The organism is Streptomyces collinus Tu 365 (assembly GCF_000444875.1).
GTDB lineage: Bacteria > Actinomycetota > Actinomycetes > Streptomycetales > Streptomycetaceae > Streptomyces > Streptomyces collinus_A.
The window spans coordinates 1430523-1453443 of the sequence record NC_021985.1; the positions used below are offsets into that span (position 1 = coordinate 1430523).

The following is a 22921-nucleotide window of genomic DNA, read 5'->3' on the forward strand; positions in this document are numbered from 1 at the left end:
GTGCCCCTCCCTGATGACTGCGCGTCTGCGTCGGTGAGCACAATACATCGGTGACGATGTATAGCGACGTCGTAATACTGCCCCACCGTTGTACAGCGGTCATGCGGCCGTACGAGAGAATGCGCTCATGCTGGAACTCGCCATCCTCGGTTTCCTCCACGACGCTCCGCTGCACGGCTACGTCCTGCGCCGGCACATCGCCGCGCTCACCGGCCACGTCCGTCCCGTCGCCGAGAGCACGCTGTACCCGGCGATCAAGCGGCTGGAGAAGGCGGGACTGCTGGTCCGGGCCACCGAACCCGGCGCCGTGGCCGCGCCCCGGCACGTCCTGAGCCTGACCGAGCAGGGCAGGCAGGACCTGCGGCGCCGGCTCGCGGATCCCGGGCAGCGCGAGATCACCGACGAGAACCAGTGGTTCACGCTGCTCGCGTTCCTGCGGCACCTGGAGGATCCCGAGGCCCAGGCGGCCGTACTGCGCCGCCGGCTGGCCTTCCTCCAGGAGCCGGCGAGCTTCTTCTACGACGGTGACCGGCCGCTGGCCGCCGAGGACCTGGACGACCCGTTCCGGCGCGGGGTGCTCACCATCGCGCGTGCCACGAGCCGGGCCGAACTCGCCTGGCTCCGCGACACCCTGGCCTCACTCGAGAGCGTCGGCGGCTGAGGTGTCCAGGTGGCGTACGGGGCAGCCGCCCATACCGGGGACAGGACGGGTGCCCAGGTCGGCCAGGCGGTAGCCGCTCGGGTACCCCTTGACCTCACGGTTCTGGCGGGCGAAGTGCGGGGTGCGGCGCGGTGGCAGCAGCCGGACCAGGCGACCCCGCGCGCGGACCGCGCGGCGCACCAGCGCGGAGGTGACCGGGCCGGGCGGCTCGTACCGGAAGGCGCGCAGCAGCGGCTCGTCGAGCAGGGCGAGCGTGCCCGTGCGCAGCAGGGGCGCCAAGGGGCTCGGGTACCAGGAAGCCATCAGGTCGAGCGTGGCGTCGGAGACCCGCCGGGACTGCTCGTCCCAGGCGAAGTTCGCCTGCTCGTAGCTGTCGAGGAGTTCCGCGAACTCCTCGTAGGTCGCGGGAATGCCAGGGATGCCCATGTGCCGGCCGAGGGTGCGGTAGTACTCGGTGGCGGCGACGATCTCGTGCCGGGACAGCCGCCGCCAGCCGTAGGCGTCGATCCAGCGCCTGGGCATCACGACGAAGGTGGAGAGCACGTACCGCATGTCGTCGTCGCCGATGTCGTAGCTGCGGTGCATCCGGTTGATGCGGCGGATCGCGGTGCGGCCCTCCTCGGCGGCGAAGCCGTGCTCGACCACGGCGTCGAGGAGCAGCACGGTGTCGTCGTACCGCTTCTGCGTGCGCTCGGTCAGCTCGGCCGTCCGCGCGAGCAGCCGGCCGATGGAGGGGACGGCGTAGGTGCGGTACAGGGCCAGTTCGAGGGCGCGCGCGTAGTCCCAGGGGAATTCGAGCGCCACGCTGAGGCGGTAGATCTCCACGGCGTCCGCCACCGGGTCCAGCCGGCGGATCAGCTCCAGCCGCTCGAAACGCTTCACCGTGCCGTCCCCCTTCTGCCACCGGATTCGCAACCATACGTTGAAGGGCATCAGACGGACGATGGCCGGCGACCCCGTACAGGGGAGAGGTGGGGCACGTGTTCGACGCGATACGCAAGTACACCGCCAGATTCCGTTCTTCCTCACCCACCGAGGCTCCGGGGACCCGGGGCCGGCGTGCGCACAACTTGTTCGAAGCCGCTGCCGTCTACGTGGCGGCCCGCGTGGAGGACGACCAGGACGGCAGCGACGAGGCGACGACCTGGGTGTCGCCCGAGGCACTCTCCTTCGGAGTGAGCGAACTGGCGTGCCGTGCGGTCGTCACGCTCGCCCGGGAGCGGGGTCAGTCGCCCCGGACGGTGGCCCGGGATCTCCTGGGGCTGCCGCCGGCCTGAGACAGCTCTCGGTCTCCGAGGGGCATTTCGCCCCCGTCCAGGTGGAAACCTGCAGGTCCGCGTGGTGTGCGTAGTCGTGACAAGCGCCTTTCGCTCGCACTAGGGTGCGCCGACGGACGAAACACTGGGAGGCAGGGATGGCCGGAACGGACGAAGAGGCCGTCACCGCCACCGACGAGGCGCTGTATGTGCTCACGGCGGTGCTGTTGACACCGGCGCAGTTCCCGAGCGTGCTGGGCGACGACTACCCGGAGGCCTGTGCCGCGCTGGGTCTCGCGCCGCGCGCCGACGGGTACGGTCTGGTGCTCGGCCAGGACGGTGACGGCGCCCGCTGGACGGTCGTCATCGACGACGTCTCGCTGGTCGCCGTCGCGATCGCGTCGTGGGACTGCGGCATGGAGTACGAGCTGTCACCGGACGAGCGCAGCGTCGTGGTCGCCCTGCCGGGCTGGCCGCTGGCCGTGGCGGTCGCGGCTCCCGGGATACCCGCGCCGCACGACCCCGCCCCCGACGTCGCGGACGGCCCCGCCCTGGCTCCCCCGGACACCGGTACCTGGGGACCGGCGCAGCGTCGCCTGGGCGCCGACGAGATCGCCCTGCAGTGGGCCGTCTGGCGGGAGCAGATCGGCGCTGACTACCTCCCCTCGGCCGAGCAGCCGGCGACGACCGCCACGGCCGCGCCCGACGACGAGGAGGCCGCGCCGAAGTCCGGTCACCAGGGCGTCCGGCGCGTACTGGCGGAGGCACGCGCCTACGTGGACTCACCGCCGCCGCTCGGCCGCGTGCGCTCGTCGTTCGCCCCGGGCGACGCCCGTACGCTGCGCGCCGACGGGCCGGGCTGGTCGATGGTGGCCCGCACCGACGACATCGCCTTCGTCCTGCTCGACGAGGAGCCCGGAGAGGTGCTGCCGGTGGGCCGGGGCCCCGAACTTCCCGGTCTCCTGGAAGCGCTCGACAAGATGGCCGTACGGCCGAGCTGACGCCGCGGCGACCGCGCCGTGCGCGTCGCCGCGGCAGCCAGTGGTCCGGCGCCGCCCGCGGGTCCGGACCACTGGTCCGGCGCCGCCCGCGGGTCCGGACCACTGGTCCGGCGCCGCCCGCAGGTCAGGAGAACGGGCGGCCTCGCCGGCCGGCCCTCAGCGGCCGAGTTCCTTGCGCGTGACCCTGCGGAGCCTGCGCCGCTGGGAGGGGTCCAGCGTCAGGTACGCGGCGGCGGGCACGCCGACCACGATGAGGAACGCCACCCACCAGGGCAGCCATATCAGCAGGAGAAGACCGACCGCCACGCCTCCTGCGGCGATCTTCGCGTTCTTCGACATCAGCGTCGCCTCCTTCGCGGCCATTGCCGCTTCCTGATCTGAGAACGGCCCCGCGCTCCCGGCGGTTCCGGGCCCCGACCCTGAGCCGTCCCTGAGACGCACCCCTTAGTGGTCCAGGTCACAGCGTAGGCCGTCCCGGCGAGCCAGGGGCGGGCCTGCCCATGGCCCTGGCCGCGGCCCTGCCGGCCGCAGGAACGGCCACGGCCGCGCCGCCCGGAGACGCCCGTGTCGTGCGCACAGCGCCGCTCGGGAGGATCCCGCTCGGCGCGTTCGGCAACGCGTTCCTGCCCGGCAGCGTTGCCGACGACCACGGAGTGGATCTCCGCGGCATCGGCAGCGACAGAGGGTGAGCGGTGTGCTGGGAAGATCGAAGGCGTGGCGCGCGTGGACCACGGCACGCTCGCCCTGATCAACGACAACGACTTCGGCATGACGGACGGCGCGGGCGCGTTCGACGCACAGGGCCGGCTGGTCGACAGCGGGATAGAGACGACCGTGGCCTACGTCCGGCTGCCCAGGGGCTTGTAGGCGCAAGAGGCCGTGGTTGCGGGCGGGTTCAGGGAAGTTCTCCCGACAACGAGGGCACCAGGCTCCGCAGGTCGCTCGGGAGGCTGCTCGGGAGGTCCGAGGGCAGCTCGCTCGGGAACCCCGACGGAAGCCCGCTCGGCAGCCGGGACGGCAGCTCGGTGGGGAGGCTGAAGGACGGCCGGGCGGAGCTGCTGCCGTCCGTGCCGCTCCCGCCCGGCCCCTTCCGGTCCTGCGAGCCATGGCTCCCGGAGGTCATCAGCACGACCGCGAGAACAGCGGCGGCCGCCACCGGCACGGCCAGTACGGCGAGCAGCCGGCCACGCCCGGGCCGCCCGGGCCCGGGCGGCGTCGACCGGCGCGGTTCGCCCCAGAGGGGCGGCCCGTATCCGTCATGGGGCGGGCCGAAGCCGTCATGGGGCGGGCCGAAGCCGTCATGGGGCGGGCCGAAGCCGTCAGGGGGCGGGCCGAAGCCGCCGGGCGGAGGTGGAGCGCCACCGTGCGGCGGTCCGGGCGGCACGGGAGGTACGGGCGGCTGGGACATAGCGTCCAGAGTCGCCGCCTCCCGGTCACGCGGCTACCCGCGCGCGGAAGCTGATACCGGCTCACACCGCGGACCGCACGGTTCCGCGGTTCCCGGGCCCGCACGACGGCGGCCCGCACGACGGTTCCCGGACGGGTGCCCGCCCGGCCGCGGCCACGCGCGCGGGTGACTCATGAAGGAGCCCCCGCGCGCGTGCACGTTCAGCCGCGGGCGCCCAGCAGGTGGTCCATCGCCAGCTGGTCGAGGTGTTCGAAGGCCATGCCGCGCGCGGCGGCGGCCTCCACGTCGAAGTCCTCGAAGGCGGAGCGGTCGCCGAGCAGGGCCTGCAGGCCGTCCGCCGCCGTCGGCTGCGCCAGCTCGTCCAGACGTGAGGCGCGCAGCGCGTCCTGAACCTCCGGGTCGGCGCGGAAGGCGGCCGCACGCTCCTTCAGGATCAGGTAGTTGCGCATGCAGCCGGCCGCCGACGCCCACACGCCGTCCAGGTCCTCGGTCCGCGGCGGCTTGAAGTCGAAGTGGCGGGGCCCGTCGTAACCGGCGCTCTCCAGGAGGTCGACGAGCCAGAAGGCCGCCCGCAGGTCGCCCGCGCCGAACCGCAGGTCCTGGTCGTACTTGATGCCGGACTGCCCGTTGAGGTCGATGTGGAAGAGCTTGCCCGCCCACAGGGCCTGTGCGATGCCGTGTGGGAAGTTCAGCCCGGCCATCTGCTCGTGGCCGACCTCCGGGTTGACGCCGTAGAGCTCCGGGCGCTCCAGGCGCTCGATGAAGGCCAGGGCGTGGCCGACGGTGGGCAGCAGGATGTCGCCGCGCGGCTCGTTCGGCTTGGGCTCGATGGCGAAACGGATGTCGTAGCCCTGCGAGGTGACGTACTCGCCGAGGAGGTCGAAGGCCTCCTTCATCCGGTCGAGGGCGGCGCGCACGTCCTTGGCGGCACCGGACTCGGCGCCCTCACGGCCGCCCCAGGCGACGTAGGTGCGCGCACCCAGTTCGGCGGCCAGATCGATGTTGCGGATGGTCTTGCGCAGCGCGTAGCGGCGCACGTCCCGGTCGTTGGCCGTGAACGCGCCGTCCTTGAAGACCGGGTGCGTGAAGAGGTTGGTGGTGGCCATCGGGACGCGCATGCCGGTCGCGTCCAGGGCCTGGCGGAACCGCTTGACGTGCGATTCGCGCTCGGTGTCCGAAGAGCCGAAGGGGATCAGGTCGTCGTCGTGGAAGGTGACGCCGTGGGCGCCGAGCTCGGCCAGTCGCTGCACCGACTCGACCGGGTCGAGGGCGCGGCGGGTGGCGTCGCCGAACGGGTCCCTTCCCTGCCAGCCGACGGTCCACAGGCCGAAGGTGAACCTGTCGTCGGGGGTGGGCTGGTAGCTCATGCCGCGGCTCCTTGCTGGGTGGGACTATTCGTCATGGCCGTTTACAAATTAGTATGCGGACGCTCCTCTGGGAAGAGACAGGGTGTCCTCGACACCGTGGTTTCGCCGACAATCGTCGGCAGAGGGCGCAGGAAGATGTCCTGGCCGGCTCAGCTCACGCCCCGCTGGGCCGCGGAAGAGGGAGAGCCCGATGTCAGCAGCCGAGGGACCGCTCGTCGTCGGCGTGGACACGTCCACCCAGTCCACCAAGGCACTGGTCGTCGACGCGGCCACCGGGGAGATCGTGGCGAGCGGCCAGGCACCGCACACCGTCTCCTCCGGGGCCGGCCGCGAGAGCGATCCCCGCCAGTGGTGGGACGCCCTGTGCGAGGCGCTGCACCAGTGCGGCGAGGCCGCGCACGAGGCCGCAGCGGTGTCGATCGGCGGACAGCAGCACGGCCTGGTCACCCTGGACAAGCGCGGTGAACCCGTCCGTCCCGCGATGCTGTGGAACGACGTCCGCTCGGCGCCGCAGGCCCGCCGGCTGGTCGAGGAGCTGGGCGGCCCGAAGGCCTGGGCGGAGCGGACCGGCAGCGTGCCCGGGGCCTCGTTCACCGTCACGAAGTGGGCCTGGCTGGCCGAGCACGAGCCGGACACGGTGAGCGCCACGAAGGCGGTGCGGCTCCCGCACGACTACCTCACCGAGCGCCTGACCGGGTACGGCACCACCGACCGCGGCGACGCCTCGGGCACCGGCTGGTGGGCGTCCGGAACGGAGGCGTACGACACGGAGACGCTGGCCCACGTGGGCCTCGACCCCGCGCTGCTCCCCCGCGTGGTGCGGCCGGGCGAGGTGGCCGGAACCGTGCGCGACAACCACGACCTGCCGTTCTCCAAGGGCACCCTGGTCGCCCCCGGAACCGGCGACAACGCGGCCGCCGCGCTGGGCCTCGGCCTGCGGCCCGGCACCCCCGTGCTGAGCCTCGGCACGTCGGGCACCGTGTACGCCGTCTCCCGGCACCGCCCCGCCGACCCCACGGGCACGGTGGCCGGGTTCGCCGACGCCCACGGCGACTGGCTGCCGCTGGCCTGCACCCTGAACTGCACGCTGGCCGTCGACCGCGTCGCGGCCCTGCTGGGCCTGGACCGAGAGGCCGTCGAGCCGGGCACCACCGTGACGCTGCTGCCCTACCTGGACGGCGAGCGGACCCCGAACCTGCCGAACGCCTCCGGCCTGCTGCACGGGCTGCGGCACGACACGACCCCGGGCCAGCTGCTGCAGGCGGCCTACGACGGGGCGGTGCACGCGCTGCTCGGCGCACTCGACCTGGTGCTCGACGAGGACGCGGACCGCACCACCCCGCTCCTGCTGATCGGCGGCGGAGCCCGGGGCGCCGCCTGGCAGCAGACGGTACGGCGGCTGTCGGGGCGGCCCGTCCAGGTCCCCGAGGCCGGGGAGCTCGTCGCCCTCGGGGCCGCGGCACAGGCCGCGGGCCTGCTGACCGGCGAGGACCCGGCCGCGGTCGCCCGTCGCTGGAACACCGCCGCCGGCCCGGTGCTGGAGGCCGTGGAGCGGGACGAGGCGACGCTGGCCCGGATCAGCGGGGTACTCTCCGACGCGGCCCCGCTGCTGGAGCGGGGGACGCGAGCGCGCTGAGCCGGCCCCGCCAGCCGCTGAGCCGGGCCACGGGACGAGGAACGACGGAGGCATGACCGCACCGCTGCACGAGGGCCGCCCGCCCGCCACCGGACGCGCCCTGTCCGACACCCAGCAGGGCATGCGCCGCCGCAACCTGGCCCGGGTCATGCACGCCGTCAGCGCCCGGGGCCCGCTGTCCCGGGCGGCGGTCTCCTCGCACATCGGCCTGACCCGCGCCGCGGTGTCCACCCTCGTGGACGAGCTGATCCGCTGGGGACTGCTGGAGGAACTGGGTCCCGAGCGGCCGGGCCGGGTGGGCCGTCCCGGATCCGCGCTCGCGGTGAGCGCGCGGGGCCCGGCCGGCGTAGGGGCCGAGATCGGCGTCGACCACCTGGCGGTGTGCGCGGTCGATCTGCGCGGCACGGTCCGCGCCCGGGCGGTGCGGCAGGGGGCGAACCGGGGCCGCGCCCCGCAGCCGGTGATCGAGGAGCTGACGGCGCTGGTCCGCCGGGTGCTGGCCGACGCGGACCGTGAGGGGCTGTGGCCGGCCGGTCTCGCGGTCGCGGTGCCGGGACTGGTCGCCCGGGACGGCCGCACGGTGGTGCGCGCCCCGAACCTCGACTGGAACGACACCGACCTCGGTCCCCTGCTCCCCGGCGGACTCCCCGTGACCGTGGACAACGAGGCCAACTACGGCGCGCTGGCCGAACTGTGGCTCGGCGCCGACACCCCGCGTGACTTCCTGCACGTCTCGGCCGAGATCGGCATCGGCGCCGCGGTCGTCGTGGACGGGCAGGTACTGCGCGGCACGCGGGGCTTCGCCGGCGAGCTGGGCCACGTGCCCGTCCACCCGGACGGACCCGCCTGCCCGTGCGGGGGGCGCGGGTGCCTGGAGCAGTACGCCGGTGAGGAGGCGGTGCTGCGCGCGGCCGGACTCGAGCCGCACGAGGACCTGGTCGGACTGCTCGCGGCGCGGGCCGAGGAGGGCGACGAGGCGGTGCGGCGGGCTCTGCGGGACGCCGGAGCCGCGCTCGGCATAGCCCTGACCGGAGCGGTCAATCTGCTGGACCCCGAGACCGTCGTCCTCGGCGGGGCCCTCGCCGGGCTCTCCCCCTGGCTGCTGCCGTCGCTGAGCGACGAGCTGACGGGCCGTACGGCGGGACCCGCCTGCCCGGTCTCGGTGTCCGGGCTGGGCCCCGAGGGCCCGCTCCTGGGCGCGGCGCACTCGGTCGTCCGCGCCGTGCTGGACGACCCGGCGGTGGTCGGGGAACGACCCTGACGGCTCAGACGGCTCAGCCTCACCCGATCGGGTGGCCGAGTTGTCCACAGTCGCCGAGTCGTCCACGGAACCACCGCGCACCCTTCTGCCCAACTCGCCCGAGCCGTACCGTGAATCACACGAGGCGCGGCAGCCGGGACGTCACGGCGCAGCGCTCACCGGGCGAGGAGACACACGCGAGTCGGAGTCGGCTGACACCTGTCGGGGGGACACATGAGCGCGGAGACCAGCGGAACACTGCGGCGGGACGCCATCGGACTGCGTGAGGTGCTGTTCCAGAGCATCACGGCCATGGCACCGGCCGCCGCGGTGGCGGCCTCGATCCCTTCGGGCGCGGCCTTCGCGGGCGGCAGTCTGCCGCTGGCCGTGCTGATCGCGCTGGTGGCGTGCCTGTTCACGGCCTCCTGTGTGGCGGAACTGGCACGCGAGTTACCCGCCGCGGGCTCCGTGGCCACCTACGCGGCCCGCGGTCTGCACCCGGCGGTCGGCTTCCTCGTCGGCTGGGGCTACGTCTTCGTGGAGATGCTGGTCCCGCCGCTGCTCCTCCTCCAGCTCGGCTTCACCACGGCGGACACGTTGCACGAGGAGTGGTCCTCGTTCCCGTCGAGCCTGTGGTGGCCCTGGGCACTGGCGGGCGCCGCGGTGATCGCCGCCGCCGGTCTGCTCGGCGTGCGCGCCTCGGCCCGCTTCGGCACCGTTCTCGGAATCTTCGAGATCCTCGTCCTGGTGGTGTTCGCCGGCCTGCTCGTCGCGAAGGCGGGCGACGCCAACACCCTGTCCGTCTTCACCACCTCGCACACCGCGGACGGGTACTCCGGGGCCGGCGGTGTCCTCGCCGGGTCCGTGTACACGGTCCTGGCGTTCGCCGGGTTCGAGGCCGCGGCGCCGCTCGCGGAGGAGACACGCGACCCCCGCCGGACGATGCACCGGGCGGTCCTCGGGGCGGCTCTGGGGATCGGTCTGTTCTACGTGGTCACGACGTACGCCATGACCGTGTACGTCGGCCCGGAGCGGTTCGGCGGCTTCGGCGCGTCGGGCGCCTCGTCGTGGGAGGGCGTGGCCCGGGCCTCGTTCGGCCTCTTCTGGGTGCTGGTGTTCCTGGCGGTGGTCAACTCGACGATCGCCAACGCCAACGCCTGCGCCAACGTCGCGACCCGCACGGCCTTCGCCCTGGCCCGGATCCGGGTGTTGCCCCGCCTGCTCGCCACCCTGCACCCCCGGCACCGCTCCCCCGTCGCCGGCATCGCGGTCCAGACCGTCGTCGCCGTCGGCGCGGTCCTCGGGCTCGGCTTCGCCTACGACCCGGTGACCGCGTTCCTGCTCCTGGCCACGGTGATCGTCACGGTCGTGGTGGGCGTCTACATCGTCGTGAACGTGGCCTGCGCCGGTCACTTCCTGCGGGGCGGCCGGCAGTCGTTCAAGCCGGTACGGCACCTGGTGTTCCCCGTGCTGGGGATCACCGCGTTCGTCCCCGCGCTGCTGACCGCCGCCGGGATCCCGGCGTTCGACTTCGTGACGGAGCTGTCGGCGCCGGTGTCGTACGCCGGACCGGTGGTCGGTTGCTGGATGGCGGCCGGTGTGGTGGTCCTCGTGGTACTGATACGGCGTCATCCCGAGCGGATAGCCGAGACCGCGCGGGTGCACCTCGACGAACCCGACGCGGTCGACAGCACGCCGGACGGGGCAGTGCCCCGCTGACGGCCGCCGCCCGGACGGCCGGGCGGCGAAGCCCAGGCGAGGCCGGACGCGGGCGATACGCCCCGGCTGCCCCCACAACCGTTCGGGCACCACTGAGCAGTTCCGCAGCGGCTTCCCGAAGGCTCCTTGCTCATGGCTCCGCTCGTTCCGCCCCCCGCAGAAGGGACCGATGCCACGATGACCGATCCGCGGATCCTGAAGGTGCGCCCGGGACCGGAGGACTACGCCTGGACGTTCGGCGGTGCACCCCCGGTGGCCCGTATCACTCCCGGAACGGTTCTCGACCTCTACACGGAGGACTGCTTCGCCGGCCGGGTGCGGTCCGAGAAGGACCTCGTCTCCGAGGTCTGCGAGTTCCCCTTCCTCAACCCCCAGACCGGCCCCTTCCACGTGGAGGGTGCCGAGCCCGGGGACACGGTGGCCGTGCACTTCGTGTCCGTCGAACCGGCCAGAGACTGGGCCGCGTCGACCACCGTGCCCCTGTTCGGCGCGCTCACCTCCACCCATGCCACGGCGACGCTGCAGTCCCCGCTGCCGGAGCGGGTCTGGATCTGGCAGCTCGACCGCACCCGGCGCACCGCCCTCTTCCGGGCACGGGACAGCGACCTGGAGCTGGAACTGCCGCTCGACCCGATGCACGGCACGGTGGGCGTGGCGCCCGCCAACCTGGAGGTGCGCTCGGCCCTGGTGCCGGACGCGCACGGCGGGAACATGGACACTCCCGAGATGCGGGCGGGGGTGACCTGCTATCTGGGGGTCAATGTCGAGGGCGCGCTGCTGAGCCTCGGCGACGGCCACGCGCGGCAGGGAGAGGGCGAGACCTGCGGGGTGGCCGTGGAGTGCGCCATGAACACCGTGGTGATCGTCGACCTGCTCAAGGACGTCGCCACGCCCTGGCCCCGACTGGAATCGGACACGCATCTGATCTCGACCGGATCGGCGCGCCCACTGGAGGACGCGTTCCGGATATCGCAGCTTGACCTGGTGCGATGGCTGGTACGCGACTACGGGTTCAGCGAACTGGACGCATACCAGTTCGCGACCCAGGCGGTCGAATCGCCGGTGGCCAACGTGTGCGACACCAACTACACGTGCGTGGCCAAGCTCCGCAAGGAGTGGCTGCCCGGGCGAGAGCCCTACCGCGGTCTGCACGCCCAACTGCGTGAGACCGCCCGGAAACTCCGCCTCTGACGTCGCATCAGCCGCTCCGCGCGAGTCCTCAGCCCCGCACGACGAAAAAGCGCCACATAGCCCCACACCCCCCACACCCCCCACAGCTTCCGAAAGGCAGCCGCCGATGGACAGCAACCGGCCCCGACCGCAGCTCAGCAGACGACGGATCCTGAGGGGCGCGGTCGTCGCCGCCGTACCCGCCGTCCTGCTCCCCGACGCCCGGGCGGGCGCGCGGACGGCCGTCGACTACCCGACGGCGGAGTGGCAGCCGGCCACCACCGCCAACTACACCTCGTCCGACCGGCCCGCGACCTACGCCGTCGACCGGGTGGTCATCCACATCACCCAGGAGACCTACCCGGACACCCTCGCCATCTTCCGGAACGCGCAGAAGGCCGTGTCGGCGCACTACCTGGTCCGCTCTGCGGACGGGCACGTCGCCCAGTGCGTGCGGGAGGCCGACGTCGCCTGGCACGCGGGCAACTGGGGCTACAACACCCGCAGCATCGGTATCGAGCACGAGGGGTGGGTGGACCAGCCCGCCTATCTCACCAACGCCCTCTACGAGCAGTCCGCGAAGCTGACCGCCTCGATCTGCGCGCGGTACGGCATCCCCAGGGACCGGGAGCACATCATCGGCCACTACCAGGTGCCGGGCACCGACCACACCGACCCGGGGCCCTACTGGGACTGGGTCCGCTACCTCAGACTGGTCAATTTCGCATAGCGGGCCGTCGAACCGGTTGTCCGCACGAACACGGCGAGTGACGATGGTGTCAGTCGTTTCACCGTCCGGGGAGGCCGTGTTGACCGATCCGTGGGTGGCCCTGGAACCGGGGGCCGATCCCGCCGAGCGAGTCCGGGTGCTGCGCCGCGCGCACGAGACGTTCACCACGGCGGGCGAGGTGGCCCGCCCGGTGCGTTCGGTGGTGGCCGAGTCGTGGCAGCGCAGCGCTCGGGCCGGGGTGGGGCCGGACGGCGGCGCGAGCGTGGAGCTGAGCGACGGCGACCTCGGCACCCACCGGGCGGAGCATCCGCTGGCCCGGGTGATGCCGCTGTTCCGGGAGCTGTTGGGCACGTTCGCGGCGGACGGGGAACACCTGCTGGCGGTCTGCGACGCGCACGGCAGGCTGCTGTGGGTCGAGGGGCATCCGGCGACGCGGCGCCGTGCGGACGGCATGAACTTCGTGCCGGGGGCGCGCTGGTCGGAGACCGCGGTCGGCACCAACGCTCCCGGCACCGCGGTCGCCCTGGACCGGCCGGTGCAGGTGTTCGCGGCCGAGCACTTCATACGGCGGGTCCAGCCGTGGACGTGCGCGGCCGCTCCGGTGCACGATCCGCACACCGGACGGGTGCTCGGCGCCGTCGACATCACCGGTGGCGACGGCCTGGCGCATCCGCACAGCCTGGGCTTCGTGCAGGCGGTGGCGCGGGCGGCCGAGTCGCAGCTCGCGCTGCTGGCACCACCGCGGCTCGGTGACGGCGGGGCTCTGCTCAGCGCGCTCGGCCGGGACGAGGCCGAGCTCCGCCTGGACGGGCGCCGGATCAGGCTCAGCCGCCGGCACAGCGAGATCCTCGTGCTGCTCGCCCGCCATCCCGAGGGGCTGTCCGGCGACGAGCTGCTGTGCGCGCTGTACGCCGACGAGTCGGTGACGCCGGTGACGCTGCGCGCCGAGCTGGCCCGGCTCAGGCGGCTGGTGGGGCCGGGGCTGCTGGCCTCCCGGCCGTACCGGCTGACGGCGGCCGTCGAGTCCGACGCCACCGTGGTGGAGCGGCGCCTCGAGGCAGGCGCGCTGATGTCGGCGGCGGAAGCGTACGCCGGTCCGCTGCTGCCGGGCTCCCAGGCCCCGGCGGTCGTACGGCTGCGGCGCCGGCTCGCCGACGGTCTGCGCACGGCGCTGATCGCCCACCGCGACCCGGACCTGCTGGCCGACTGGGCGCACGCGCCATGGGGCGAGGACGACCTGGAGGTGTGGCGGGCCCTGGCGGCGGTGCGGCCGGTGCCCGCGGTGCGGGCCCGGCTGGCTGCGCTGGAGACGGAGCTGGCCGCACCGGGCCGCCCGGTATCCTGGCCGCTCGGCGGCGCAACGTACTTGCAACGTCCGCCCGCCTAGCCTCGCGCCGAGAGCTGCCCAACGGCGGGCAGCGCTTCACCGGGAGGCAGACCAGCATGACCCGTTACGCGGCGCCCGGCTCCGAGGGCGCGATCGTCTCCTACCAGGCGCGCTACGACCACTTCATCGGCGGTGAGTACGTGCCGCCGGCGCGGGGGCAGTACTTCGAGAACCCGTCGCCGGTGAACGGGCAGCCGTTCACCGAGGTCGCGCGCGGTACCGCGGAGGACGTCGAGCGGGCGCTGGACGCGGCGCACGCGGCCGCGCCCGGATGGGGCCGTACGTCGGTCACGGAGCGGTCCGACATCCTGCGCAGGATCGCCGACCGCATGGAGGCGAACCTCGAATCGCTCGCCGTGGCGGAGAGCTGGGAGAACGGCAAGCCGGTGCGCGAGACGCTGGCGGCCGACATCCCGCTCGCCATCGACCACTTCCGCTACTTCGCGGGAGCGATCCGGGCGCAGGAGGGCTCGCTGGGCGAGATCGACGACGACACGGTGGCGTACCACTTCCACGAGCCGCTCGGCGTGGTCGCGCAGATCATCCCGTGGAACTTCCCGATCCTGATGGCCACCTGGAAGCTCGCCCCGGCGCTCGCCGCGGGCAACGCGGTGGTCCTCAAGCCGGCGGAGCAGACCCCGGCGTCCATCCACTACTGGATGAGCCTGATCGCGGACCTGCTGCCGCCGGGCGTGGTGAACATCGTCAACGGCTTCGGCGTGGAGGCGGGCAAGCCGCTGGCGTCCAGCCCGCGGGTGGCGAAGGTCGCGTTCACCGGGGAGACCACGACCGGGCGGCTGATCATGCAGTACGCCTCGGAGAACATCAAGCCGGTCACGCTGGAGCTCGGCGGCAAGTCGCCGAACATCTTCTTCGACGACGTCTGGGCGCAGGACGACGACTTCCGGGACAAGGCGCTCGAGGGCTTCACCATGTTCGCGCTGAACCAGGGCGAGGTGTGCACCTGTCCCTCGCGGGCGCTGGTCCAGCGCGGGAACTACGCGGAGTTCCTGGAGGCGGCCGTGGCCCGCACCCGGCAGATCAAGCCGGGGCACCCCCTCGACACGGACACGATGATCGGCGCGCAGGCCTCCAACGACCAGCTGGAGAAGATCCTCTCCTACCTGGACATCGGCCGGCAGGAGGGCGCCAAGGTCCTCACCGGTGGCGAGCGCGTCGAGTACGACGGCGAGCTGAAGGGCGGCTACTACGTCCAGCCGACCATCTTCGAGGGCGACAACCGGATGCGGGTCTTCCAGGAGGAGATCTTCGGTCCGGTGGTGTCGGTGGCGTCCTTCGACGACTTCGACGACGCCATCAAGATCGCGAACGACACGCTCTACGGGCTGGGCGCGGGCGTGTGGACCCGTGACATGAACACCGCCTACCGGGCAGGGCGTGCGATCCAGGCGGGCCGTGTCTGGACCAACTGCTACCACGCCTACCCGGCGCACGCGGCGTTCGGCGGCTACAAGCAGTCCGGCATCGGCCGCGAGACGCACAAGATGATGCTCGAGCACTACCAGCAGACGAAGAACCTGCTGGTGAGCTACTCGCCGAAGAAGCTGGGCTTCTTCTAGACGCCTGCGAAAAGGCGCCTGACGGGGTTTTCACCCGTCAGGCGCCTTTCGCGCAACCCGCTGCACCGGCTGCGTGCCTCCCCGGCGGAGCATGCGGACCGCCGCCTGATGGCCCGCCGAGCCCTGCGGGGCCGCCACGACCGCGGGGGCCGGACGCCTGGCGGGCAGCCTGGCTCCGGTGCGACGGTCGTGAGCCGGTCCCGGTGCCCGGGTCAGGGCGGCCGGGTCTGGGGACCGGGGCTCTTCTTTCCTCGCGCGCATGCCGAAGCCTCCGTATCGCTGGATATCGCTCGATATCGCCCGATCAGGACCGCTGGAAGAACTCCACCTCCGCCAGAGCCAGGTGGCGGCCCGGTGCCAGGCCGGTGGCCGAGCGCAGGACCAGGCGTACCGTCTTCACGTCGCTGATTCCGGTGGGGAACGGCTGCGAGCCCGGCTTGTCGCTGAGGGCCAGCCGCTTGTCGTACCGCTCTCCGTCCTGCGTCGTCACCTCAAGGTCGATCTGCAGTGCGCGTCCCTCGCGGGCGTACTCCTCCGGTGCCTTGGACGCGCCGTTGGTGATGAGCAGGTCGACCATCCGGAACGGCTTGGCGAAGACGTACGTCACCGAGGCGCCCGGCGCGGGCGCGCCCCAGTAGCGGTTGGCCAGCCCGTCCGTGGTGTTCTTCGCCGGGTGCCCGGGGACCTCGGCGCTCGCCCTGGTGCGTGCCGGGGTCACGGGCCTGGGGTCGGACAGCTTGTCCCGGGTGTCCTCGAACAGGGCGCGTCCGGCCGGCAGCAGCAGGACGGCGCCCGCGCACAGAGCCAGCACCACGGCGAGGATCACCAGGAGCCGCACCCCCCGGCCCGAACTCGCCCGCACCCGGCGGCGGAACGGCCACACGGTCCGCCACCACGGCAGCGGGTCGGCCTTCGCGGTGGGCTTCAGCGGGGCCGCACAGCGCCGGCAGAACCGGCGGTCCGGCTGGTTGGGCGTGCCGCAGGAGGGACAGGGTCTCCCCTCCACTTCCTCCGTCACCGCTGCGGGCCGTACTACGGGGCGTGGAGCCTGCGGTTTCGCGGGCTGTACCGCCACGATGGGCTGCGGCGCCGGTGCCTCGGGGGCGGCCGGGGGCCGGGGGCCTGTCGCTTCCCGGCTGCTCGGAGGGGGTGCGGTGGGGCGGTGCGGGGGTGTGGCCCGGGCCTGCAGGGGTCGTGGTGGTGCAACGGATACGCCGGGAGCGGGCTCATCTCCCGTAGGGGGTACGGCGCTTGCGGACCCGTCGGCCGTTCCTGAGCGGGCGGACACGGGTGCCACCGTGGGCGCGGGCGTCGTCGGCGCGGGTGGCGTGGTGGGGCGAGCTGCTCGGGCTTCGTCGGTGCGGGGGGTCTCGGCGGTCCCGGGGGTCTCCTCGTCGCCGCTCGCCGGGCGGTGTTCGGGGATGGAGGGCTCGGTGCGGGCGTCGGCGGGTCCGGACTGGGGCGGAGGGCTCGTCGTGTCGTCCTGGCCGGGCCGGGCGCCCGGACGCTCGTCGGCCCCGGAAGGTGAGGCAGGGCCCTGCGTCGTGCTCGGCCCGCCGGCCTCGCTCCGGGTCCGGCCGGTCAGCCGGCTGCGCAACGACGAGGTGCAGGGAGGTGCGGCGGACGGGGACGCGTCCGCCGTAGGCGATGCGGGGGCCGGGGCGGGATCCAGGGCGGCCGGGGGCTGCGAGGATGCGCTCGGTCGCGGTTCCGACCGCTGCGGTTCCGGCGACGTGGCCGTTGGCGTGCTCGCGGCCGGCGGATCGTCCGACCAGCCCAGGTACGCGCCGCAGTTGCCGCAGAAGTCGTCCCCGGGGCCGTTGGACGCCCCGCAGGCGGGACATGCGCGCATGGCGTCACCTCCCTTCGTCGGCGGGTGGGCCGGGCAGGACCTCCACCCGGCAGACGGTGTGCACCGGGCACATGGCCCGGACGATCTCGCGGACGCGGTGCACGTCCACCTGCGCCTCGCGGTCCGGCCACACCCGGACCAGGGGTTCGCCGGGGGGCTCGGGCGGCAGGTCGGCTCCGGCGGTGTGCGACCACCACGCGCCGCCGTCGTCGGTCACCTCGGCGTGCACGCCGAGCGCGAGGTGCAGGGCTTCGACCAGGCCGCGCCTGGTGCCGCGCCACCGGTGCAGCTCCACCGCGCGGACGACCGCCTCGCGGCGCAGTTCCACGGGCCACCGCGGGTCGTCGTCGGCGCCCACCCAGGACGCCAGCCAGGCCAGGAAGTCCGTCGGGGTGACCCGGGGATCGAGGTAGGCGGGCAGGTTGTCGAGGGTCGCGAACACGGGGGCGAGGACGGTGTCGAGGCCGGCGGTGAAGCGTTGCGCGAAGTCGTCGTCGGCGTACAGGGCGGGCAGTTGCCCGCCGATCGGGTGACGGCTCGGCAGGCCGGGTACGGCGGCCCGGCTCATCTCCCCGCCTCCGGCTCGAAGGCCGTGACGACCACCTGGTGCTGGTAGGAGAAGACCAGCGCACCCGCGGCCACGTCGACGCGGTCCACCGGAGCGCCGCGCCGCCCGGTGATCGGGTCGGCGGGGAACAGCCGGATCTCCTCGATCAGCGCGTTGCCGGTGGCGCGTTGCAGCACGCCGAACACCTCCCCGTACTGCACCGGCCGCCCGAACGGCCATCCGGTGCCGTCCGGTCCGCCGTGCAGCGGGTTGAGGTGGCGGAACAGTGCGGCGAGCGCCGCGTCGCGCACTCCGGCGGTGTCGCCCGGTGCCGCCGCGAGCCGGGCCACGACGGTGACGCCCTGGTAGACCGGCGGCTCGACGACGAGGCGGGTGCCGATCAGGCGTCGCTCGTCGAGGCTCGCGGTGATCGCCCGGAGCACCTGGTCGGAGGGGATCAGCTGCTCGAAACGGAGCCGGTCGTCGCCCTCGTCGGCGACCGCGTCCGGCACCACAAGGACCCGTACCGCACCCGCGCCGCCCTCCGCGGCGGGCAGACAGCGGACCCGGCGCACCGAGGGCGCCGCCTGGCGGCTGATGACCTCGTAGTCCTCGGCGGTCACCGCGCGCTCCTGCATCCGCAGGGCGTCCGGAGCCCGCAGCTTGGCGTTGGCGAGGGTCTCGCCGGCTACGCCGCCGCGCGCCGCCTCCCGGTTGGTGACCCGGGCGATGTACGGAACGGAGCTGAGCAGCACGGAGATCGCGCCGCGCGCGACGTTGCCCGCCGGCCCGCCACCGGTGCGGTAGCGGGCCACCCGGATCCGGGCGCCCTTGGGCGGTACGGCGCCGCACTGCCGCAGCGTGCCGTCGGGCTCGCGCAGCACCGGCGGGAAGCCGAACTCGCCGTTGGTGGCGTCCACGCGGACGTGCCGGTCGTCGGGCCCGGAGCGGCCGAAGTGCTCGACGACCTCCCAGCGTTGCCAGCCCTCGGCCGAGGACACCTCCACCACGGGGGGCTCTCCGTCGAGGAGGACCGGCGGGCGGCCGAGCCGGAACGTCTGCCCTGCGACCCCCTCCGAGGTGCCGAGCGGCACGTCGGTCACGGTCTCGGCGTGTTCGACGGACATGGTGCCGCCCACGGTGAACACCGCCGCCTCGCGCACCGTCGGGGACTCCGAGTAGAACGGCTGGCCCGGTTCCGCCTCGGTGACGCGGCAGCGCAGCCAGCCGGCCCGGGTGCCGCCGATCACCGACGCCGTGTGTCCGGCCGGTACGTGGACGATGACCTCGCCGGGCCGGTTCAGGCCGCCGGTGGTGTCCTCGCCGGTCTCGCACACCCGCCAGCCGCCGCCGTCCCACGCCTCCCACACCAGCGGGGGCTGGCGCGGGTCCACGCCGACGCCCTCGACGCGGCTGTCCAGGTGCACCGCGACGACGCAGCGCGGCACCGCCGTCGGCAGGCCGAACAGCAGCGCGTCGCCCGGCTCCGGTGCCGCCTGGAAGCAGGGCACGTCGCTGCCCTCGTTGATCTCCCTGGTCCGGTCGGTCTGCTCGCCGGTCCGGGACGCGGTCACCAGACGCGTCAACTCGCTCGGCAGGATGTGCAGTTCGTCCTTGGTCGCGAACACCACGGGCTCGTCGCTCTCGCCGCGCACGGTCGTCACCTCGGTGCCCGCGGGCAGCACCACTGTGTCGGGCTGCGGCGCCGACAGCCAGAAGTCGACGTCGGCGGCGGCCGCGGCCGGCGGGAACAGCCGGATGTCCAGCAGGTCGAGGAACGCGGTGTAGTTCTTGTCCGGGACCCGGTTCAGCCGGTACAGCAGCTGGTCCACGAGATAGGCGAACGTCTCGATCAGGGTGACGCCCGGGTCGGAGACGTTGTGGTCGGTCCACTCCGGGGCGCGCTGCTGCACGTACCGCTTCGCCTCGTCGACGAGTTGCTGGAACCGGCGGTCGTCCAGGTTGGGGGAGGGCAGGGCCATCAGTCGGCGACCAATTCCTCGGCCCCCTCCTCGGAGGGGATCGTGTAGAAGGGAAAGACCAGGTTGCGCCGGTCGTTGGTGGAACGCAGGGTGTAGTGCACGTCGATGTAGAGGGTGCCGTCCTCGATCGCGTCGAAGGCGACCACCACGTCGTCCACCGCGATGCGCGGCTCCCACCGCTCCAGGGCCTCGCGCACCTGCTGCGCGATACGTCCGGCGGTGGCGCCGTCGCCGGGGGCGAAGACGTAGTCGTGGATGCCGCAGCCGAACTCGGGGCGCATCGGGCGTTCGCCGGGTGCCGTGCCGAGCACGAGGCGGATCGCCTCCTCGATCTCCTGTTCCCGCTCGACCATGCCGATGCCGCCGGTCGGCCCGACCCGCAGCGGGAAGCCCCAGCCCCGTCCGATGAACCGCTCGCTCATCACACGCCCCCGATCAGGACGTTCATGGCGCCGGTCACGATCTGCGCGCCGCACGACGTCTGGTCGCGTGCGCGTGCGGCCGGCAGCCCGCCGATGAGGACCGTGCCCGCGGTGACAGCGGCCGGGTTGGGCATGATCACGTTGCCCGGCCCCAGGGCCAGGTGCGGGGGCATGGCGCAGGTGTGCACGCTGCCCACGACCGCGGCGGGGCGGCCTCCGATCAGCACGGTCGCCACCTTCAGGGCCGCGCCGGGCGGCGGGGTGGCGATCACACCGCCGTGGTTGGTGGGGTCACCGGTACGGGCTGCGGCTGGCATGCGGTGCTCCTTGCGGCAGGTAGGGGACTGGGGTCAGTTGATCCGGATGAGCTTGGCCTTGAGGACGCCGAGCAGACCGCCGTCGACGGTGACGCCCGTGCGGCCCTTGATGTTCACGTACTGGCTGCCGTCGATGTCCACGGTGCGGCCGCCGATCTTCACTCCGACCCTGCCGTCGATGTCCACGTTCCGGCCCGACACGCTCACGTCGCCCTGTCGTGCATCCAGGGTGATGCCGTTTTTGTCGAGCACGACGGAGGAGAGGGGTTTTGTACCGCCCTTCGCGGCGTACACCGTCAGCTCGATCCGGTCGCGCCGGTTGTCGAGGAACACTTCGAGGCGCTCGTCGGCGGACCTGAGCCGGACGCCCGACCTGCCCGGAGCCCTCGCGTCCAGCAACTCGACCCGGTGCCCCGAACGCGACACGATGGAGCGGCGGTTGACCTTCCCGGTGGTCTTGTCGATCAGCGGGATGTCGTGCGGCGACGGCTTGTCCACGCCGTTGTAGAGGCCGCCGATGACGTACGGGCTGTCCAGCAGTCCCTGTTCGAAGCCCACCAGGACCTCGTCGTTGACCTCGGGGCTCACCACTCCCCCGCCGCCCTTGCCGCCCCACTGCACGGTGCGCACCCAGTCGGTGACGTAAGTGTCGTCCAGCCAGGGGAACTTCAGCCGCACCCCGCCGTTCTGAGCGCCGCCCTGCTCGCGTACGTCCGTCACCACGCCGATCGCCAGACCCGGCATGCGCGGGCCGCGGCCCGGCGCGTTGGCACCGGTCACCAGGCCCGTCAGGGAGCGGTCCGGGCTGGCGCTGACCCACACCGTCGTCCGGTATCCGCCGTGCGGCTCCAGGACGTGCTGCACCGCCGTCGCCGTGTACTTGCCGGAGAACGCCTGCCCGACGTTGCCGAGCGCCACGGGCTTGCCCGCCCGCAGCCGGGGGTTGCCCTCGGCCAGCACCTCCAACTCGCCGAACCCCGCGCTGACCTGATCGGCCACGGCGTCGGCGACCGCGGTCGTCTCGGCCTGGGTGCGGTACGGGGTGTCCGTGACGGTCAGCTTGGACGACGTGCCGAACCGGGCGGCGAGGGCCGGGCTCAGCCCCGGCACCACCGTGTCGCTGTTCACCGACGGCTTGCGGGCCACCAGTGGCTTCTTGGTGGTGACGTCCCAGCCGCGCACCTCCACCTGCGAGGCCCCGTCCGCGGCCGACAGGGAGGCCCGCAGCGCCAGCAGGTTCCGCCCGTACTCCAGCACCATCGGGTTCCGCGTGGCCGGGGTCGAGGGCGCGGGCGCGCCGGACGCCTTCTCGGGCTTGGTGAACTGCAGCACGCCCTTGTCGTCGACGCGCACCTGCGCGCCGCTCTCGCCCGCCAGGAACTGCAGGAAGTCCCAGTCGGACACGTTCGCCTGCGAGAGCTGCTTGTAGGTGACCGGCGCGGCCTCCACGGTCCCGCAGGTCAGCCCGGCCCCGGCGGCGACCTTGCGGACGATCGCCGACGCCGTCATGTTCCGGTACGCCACCACCTTGCGGCCCCGCTGCAGGCGGTGCGCCTTGGAGTAGGCGCGCACCACGGTGAACGAGCCGGTGCTGTCCCGGTCGACCTCCATGCCGGTCACCTCGCCGTTGAACAGCCGCTCGCGCGCCTGCCCGGACACGGTGACCACCGACACCTTGAGCGGGGTGCCGAGGGTGATGCCGGTCGACTGCAGGAACTCGTGGTCGGGGTCGCGGAAGGTGAGCACCGCCGCGTCGGGCAGGCCCACGTTCTCGTCGACCACGCAGCTCACCAGCTGGGCGGCCCAGATCGGCGGAAGTTCGCCGGGTGTCTCCACGACGGGGTCCGCCGCGAACGACCGGCCGCCCCGTGCCTCGGGTGTGGTCACCGCTCCTCCTCAGCGCCCGCGTCGCTGAGCCCCGGCACCACCAGTTCGGTGCCGGGTTCGAGCGCCATGGGGTCGTCGATGTCGTTCGCCTCCGCGATGGCCCGCCAGGCCGTCGCGTCGCCGTACTCCCGCCAGGCCAGCAGGGCCAGGCTGTCGCCCGCCACGACGATGTGCGTGCTGCGGGCGGTGCGCGCGCCGGACGTCGGGTTCTGGCCCGGCGGATCGACACTCGCCTCCTCGATGGACAGCGAGCAGGTGGCCCGCAGCGGCTTTCCGTCCACGTCGAACAGCGTGTACGACACCGACAGGCTGGAGAGCACCCCGTCGAAGGAGGTCGTCCGGGCGGTCCCCCATTCGAACCGCACCCAGGGGCTGGCCGGTTTCTTGCGGCCCAGGCTGGCCTTGGTCGGCACGCACCCCTTCATCAGCTTCTCCACCGCCTTCTCCACGGAGTTGTCGTGGGTGGCGGTGGCGTCCAGGAACACCTCAAGGCTCAGCGTGCGCGGGCCGCTGCCGACGAACTCGGGCAGCGCGGACTCCCCCGCCATCCGGGACGGGGTGCGTCGCCACTCGGTGGTCTTGCTCAACTGCAGCGTGGAGGGGTTGAACTGGAGGTTGAGCTGCGTGATCGTCCCACCGGGCTTCGCGCCGACGGAGGTCGGTGGCTCCTTCAGGGTCAGCTGGGCCCTGGTCCGACTGGAGCGGAGCGCTGCACACATGTCGGGACCTCCTGTCCGGGGGCGTAGGGGTAAGTCTCAG

The 22921-nt window shown here is 73.1% G+C and carries 20 protein-coding genes and 1 pseudogene; 11 read left to right on the forward strand and 10 right to left on the reverse strand.

The features are described 5' to 3' along the window. Positions 1-127: 127 nt before the first annotated feature. A complete protein-coding gene (locus B446_RS05855; RefSeq protein ID WP_020938494.1) occupies positions 128-661 on the forward strand; it encodes a PadR family transcriptional regulator in 534 nt (177 codons plus the stop codon). Here B446_RS05855 and B446_RS05860 read toward each other — a convergent pair. Continuing rightward, positions 638-1543, reverse strand: coding sequence for an oxygenase MpaB family protein (locus B446_RS05860; RefSeq protein WP_020938495.1), 906 nt, complete (start codon positions 1541-1543; stop codon positions 638-640). The genes B446_RS05855 and B446_RS05860 overlap by 24 nt on opposite strands. 98 nt (positions 1544-1641) lie before the next feature. Here B446_RS05860 and B446_RS05865 point away from each other — a divergent pair, with 98 nt between their 5' ends. Continuing rightward, complete coding sequence (locus B446_RS05865; RefSeq protein WP_020938496.1) at positions 1642-1938, forward strand: hypothetical protein; 297 nt, start codon at positions 1642-1644, stop codon at positions 1936-1938. A gap of 137 nt (positions 1939-2075) precedes the next feature. Continuing rightward, on the forward strand, positions 2076-2918 hold the full coding sequence (locus B446_RS05870) for a hypothetical protein (protein WP_020938497.1): 843 nt from the start codon (positions 2076-2078) through the stop codon (positions 2916-2918). Between the two features lie 156 nt (positions 2919-3074). Here B446_RS05870 and B446_RS05875 read toward each other — a convergent pair whose 3' ends face one another. Then, the gene (locus tag B446_RS05875; RefSeq protein WP_043477738.1) at positions 3075-3257 is read right to left on the reverse strand and encodes a hypothetical protein; all 183 of its coding nucleotides are present in this window, start codon (positions 3255-3257) and stop codon (positions 3075-3077) included. A 360-nt stretch (positions 3258-3617) separates the two neighbouring features. Here B446_RS05875 and B446_RS36860 point away from each other — a divergent pair. Then, a pseudogene (locus B446_RS36860) lies at positions 3618-3785 on the forward strand (esterase-like activity of phytase family protein); the annotation flags it as partial. 741 nt (positions 3786-4526) lie between these two features. Here the strand turns inward: B446_RS36860 and xylA are convergent. Further along, the gene (xylA, locus tag B446_RS05890) at positions 4527-5693 is read right to left on the reverse strand and encodes a xylose isomerase (protein ID WP_020938500.1); all 1167 of its coding nucleotides are present in this window, start codon (positions 5691-5693) and stop codon (positions 4527-4529) included. Positions 5694-5883: 190 nt separating this feature from the next. Here xylA and xylB point away from each other — a divergent pair, with 190 nt between their 5' ends. The 7 genes from xylB (at position 5884) to B446_RS05925 (ending at position 15155) form a co-directional block, all read left to right on the forward strand. Further along, positions 5884-7329 (forward strand): xylulokinase, encoded by a 1446-nt coding sequence (gene xylB, locus B446_RS05895; RefSeq protein WP_020938501.1) that lies wholly within the window; start codon positions 5884-5886, stop codon positions 7327-7329. Positions 7330-7381: 52 nt separating this feature from the next. Continuing rightward, positions 7382-8590 (forward strand): ROK family transcriptional regulator, encoded by a 1209-nt coding sequence (locus B446_RS05900; protein ID WP_020938502.1) that lies wholly within the window; start codon positions 7382-7384, stop codon positions 8588-8590. 213 nt (positions 8591-8803) lie between these two features. Then, positions 8804-10288, forward strand: coding sequence for an APC family permease (locus B446_RS05905; RefSeq protein WP_020938503.1), 1485 nt, complete (start codon positions 8804-8806; stop codon positions 10286-10288). A gap of 177 nt (positions 10289-10465) precedes the next feature. Next, positions 10466-11479 (forward strand): acetamidase/formamidase family protein, encoded by a 1014-nt coding sequence (locus tag B446_RS05910; RefSeq protein ID WP_020938504.1) that lies wholly within the window; start codon positions 10466-10468, stop codon positions 11477-11479. A 106-nt stretch (positions 11480-11585) separates the two neighbouring features. After that, a complete protein-coding gene (locus tag B446_RS05915; protein ID WP_020938505.1) occupies positions 11586-12188 on the forward strand; it encodes an N-acetylmuramoyl-L-alanine amidase in 603 nt (200 codons plus the stop codon). A gap of 79 nt (positions 12189-12267) precedes the next feature. Continuing rightward, complete coding sequence (locus B446_RS05920) at positions 12268-13575, forward strand: GAF domain-containing protein (protein ID WP_020938506.1); 1308 nt, start codon at positions 12268-12270, stop codon at positions 13573-13575. Between the two features lie 56 nt (positions 13576-13631). After that, complete coding sequence (locus tag B446_RS05925; protein WP_020938507.1) at positions 13632-15155, forward strand: aldehyde dehydrogenase family protein; 1524 nt, start codon at positions 13632-13634, stop codon at positions 15153-15155. 304 nt (positions 15156-15459) lie between these two features. Here the strand turns inward: B446_RS05925 and B446_RS05930 are convergent, their stop codons facing one another. The 7 genes from B446_RS05930 to B446_RS05960 form a co-directional block, all read right to left on the reverse strand. After that, positions 15460-16173, reverse strand: a complete 714-nt coding sequence (locus tag B446_RS05930) for a zinc ribbon domain-containing protein (RefSeq protein WP_078614649.1) — start codon at positions 16171-16173, stop codon at positions 15460-15462. Positions 16174-17011: 838 nt separating this feature from the next. Further along, the gene (locus B446_RS05935; RefSeq protein WP_020938509.1) at positions 17012-17575 is read right to left on the reverse strand and encodes a phage tail protein; all 564 of its coding nucleotides are present in this window, start codon (positions 17573-17575) and stop codon (positions 17012-17014) included. Next, entirely contained in the window at positions 17572-19536 is a 1965-nt protein-coding gene (locus B446_RS05940) for a putative baseplate assembly protein (protein ID WP_020938510.1), read from the reverse strand. The genes B446_RS05935 and B446_RS05940 overlap by 4 nt, the downstream gene beginning before the upstream one ends. Further along, entirely contained in the window at positions 19536-19958 is a 423-nt protein-coding gene (locus B446_RS05945; RefSeq protein WP_020938511.1) for a GPW/gp25 family protein, read from the reverse strand. The genes B446_RS05940 and B446_RS05945 overlap by 1 nt, the downstream gene beginning before the upstream one ends. After that, positions 19958-20275: a PAAR domain-containing protein gene (locus B446_RS05950; RefSeq protein ID WP_020938512.1), complete on the reverse strand. Its 318-nt coding sequence runs from the start codon at positions 20273-20275 to the stop codon at positions 19958-19960. The genes B446_RS05945 and B446_RS05950 overlap by 1 nt, the downstream gene beginning before the upstream one ends. Before the next feature lie 33 nt (positions 20276-20308). After that, the gene (locus B446_RS05955; protein ID WP_020938513.1) at positions 20309-22162 is read right to left on the reverse strand and encodes a VgrG-related protein; all 1854 of its coding nucleotides are present in this window, start codon (positions 22160-22162) and stop codon (positions 20309-20311) included. Beyond that, positions 22159-22881 (reverse strand): LysM peptidoglycan-binding domain-containing protein, encoded by a 723-nt coding sequence (locus tag B446_RS05960; RefSeq protein WP_020938514.1) that lies wholly within the window; start codon positions 22879-22881, stop codon positions 22159-22161. The genes B446_RS05955 and B446_RS05960 overlap by 4 nt, the downstream gene beginning before the upstream one ends. Positions 22882-22921 lie beyond the last annotated feature (40 nt).

Excerpts from the sequence above, each read along its gene's own strand:
- B446_RS05855 (WP_020938494.1), top strand. The coding sequence starts at position 128 with ATGCTGGAACTCGCCATCCTCGGTTTCCTCCACGACGCTCCGCTGCAC.
- B446_RS05870 (WP_020938497.1), top strand. The coding sequence starts at position 2,076 with ATGGCCGGAACGGACGAAGAGGCCGTCACCGCCACCGACGAGGCGCTG.
- B446_RS05875 (WP_043477738.1), bottom strand. The coding sequence starts at position 3,257 with ATGTCGAAGAACGCGAAGATCGCCGCAGGAGGCGTGGCGGTCGGTCTT.
- xylA (WP_020938500.1), bottom strand. The coding sequence starts at position 5,693 with ATGAGCTACCAGCCCACCCCCGACGACAGGTTCACCTTCGGCCTGTGG.
- xylB (WP_020938501.1), top strand. The coding sequence starts at position 5,884 with ATGTCAGCAGCCGAGGGACCGCTCGTCGTCGGCGTGGACACGTCCACC.
- B446_RS05900 (WP_020938502.1), top strand. The coding sequence starts at position 7,382 with ATGACCGCACCGCTGCACGAGGGCCGCCCGCCCGCCACCGGACGCGCC.
- B446_RS05905 (WP_020938503.1), top strand. The coding sequence starts at position 8,804 with ATGAGCGCGGAGACCAGCGGAACACTGCGGCGGGACGCCATCGGACTG.
- B446_RS05910 (WP_020938504.1), top strand. The coding sequence starts at position 10,466 with ATGACCGATCCGCGGATCCTGAAGGTGCGCCCGGGACCGGAGGACTAC.
- B446_RS05915 (WP_020938505.1), top strand. The coding sequence starts at position 11,586 with ATGGACAGCAACCGGCCCCGACCGCAGCTCAGCAGACGACGGATCCTG.
- B446_RS05925 (WP_020938507.1), top strand. The coding sequence starts at position 13,632 with ATGACCCGTTACGCGGCGCCCGGCTCCGAGGGCGCGATCGTCTCCTAC.
- B446_RS05935 (WP_020938509.1), bottom strand. The coding sequence starts at position 17,575 with ATGAGCCGGGCCGCCGTACCCGGCCTGCCGAGCCGTCACCCGATCGGC.
- B446_RS05940 (WP_020938510.1), bottom strand. The coding sequence starts at position 19,536 with ATGGCCCTGCCCTCCCCCAACCTGGACGACCGCCGGTTCCAGCAACTC.
- B446_RS05945 (WP_020938511.1), bottom strand. The coding sequence starts at position 19,958 with ATGAGCGAGCGGTTCATCGGACGGGGCTGGGGCTTCCCGCTGCGGGTC.
- B446_RS05950 (WP_020938512.1), bottom strand. The coding sequence starts at position 20,275 with ATGCCAGCCGCAGCCCGTACCGGTGACCCCACCAACCACGGCGGTGTG.
- B446_RS05960 (WP_020938514.1), bottom strand. The coding sequence starts at position 22,881 with ATGTGTGCAGCGCTCCGCTCCAGTCGGACCAGGGCCCAGCTGACCCTG.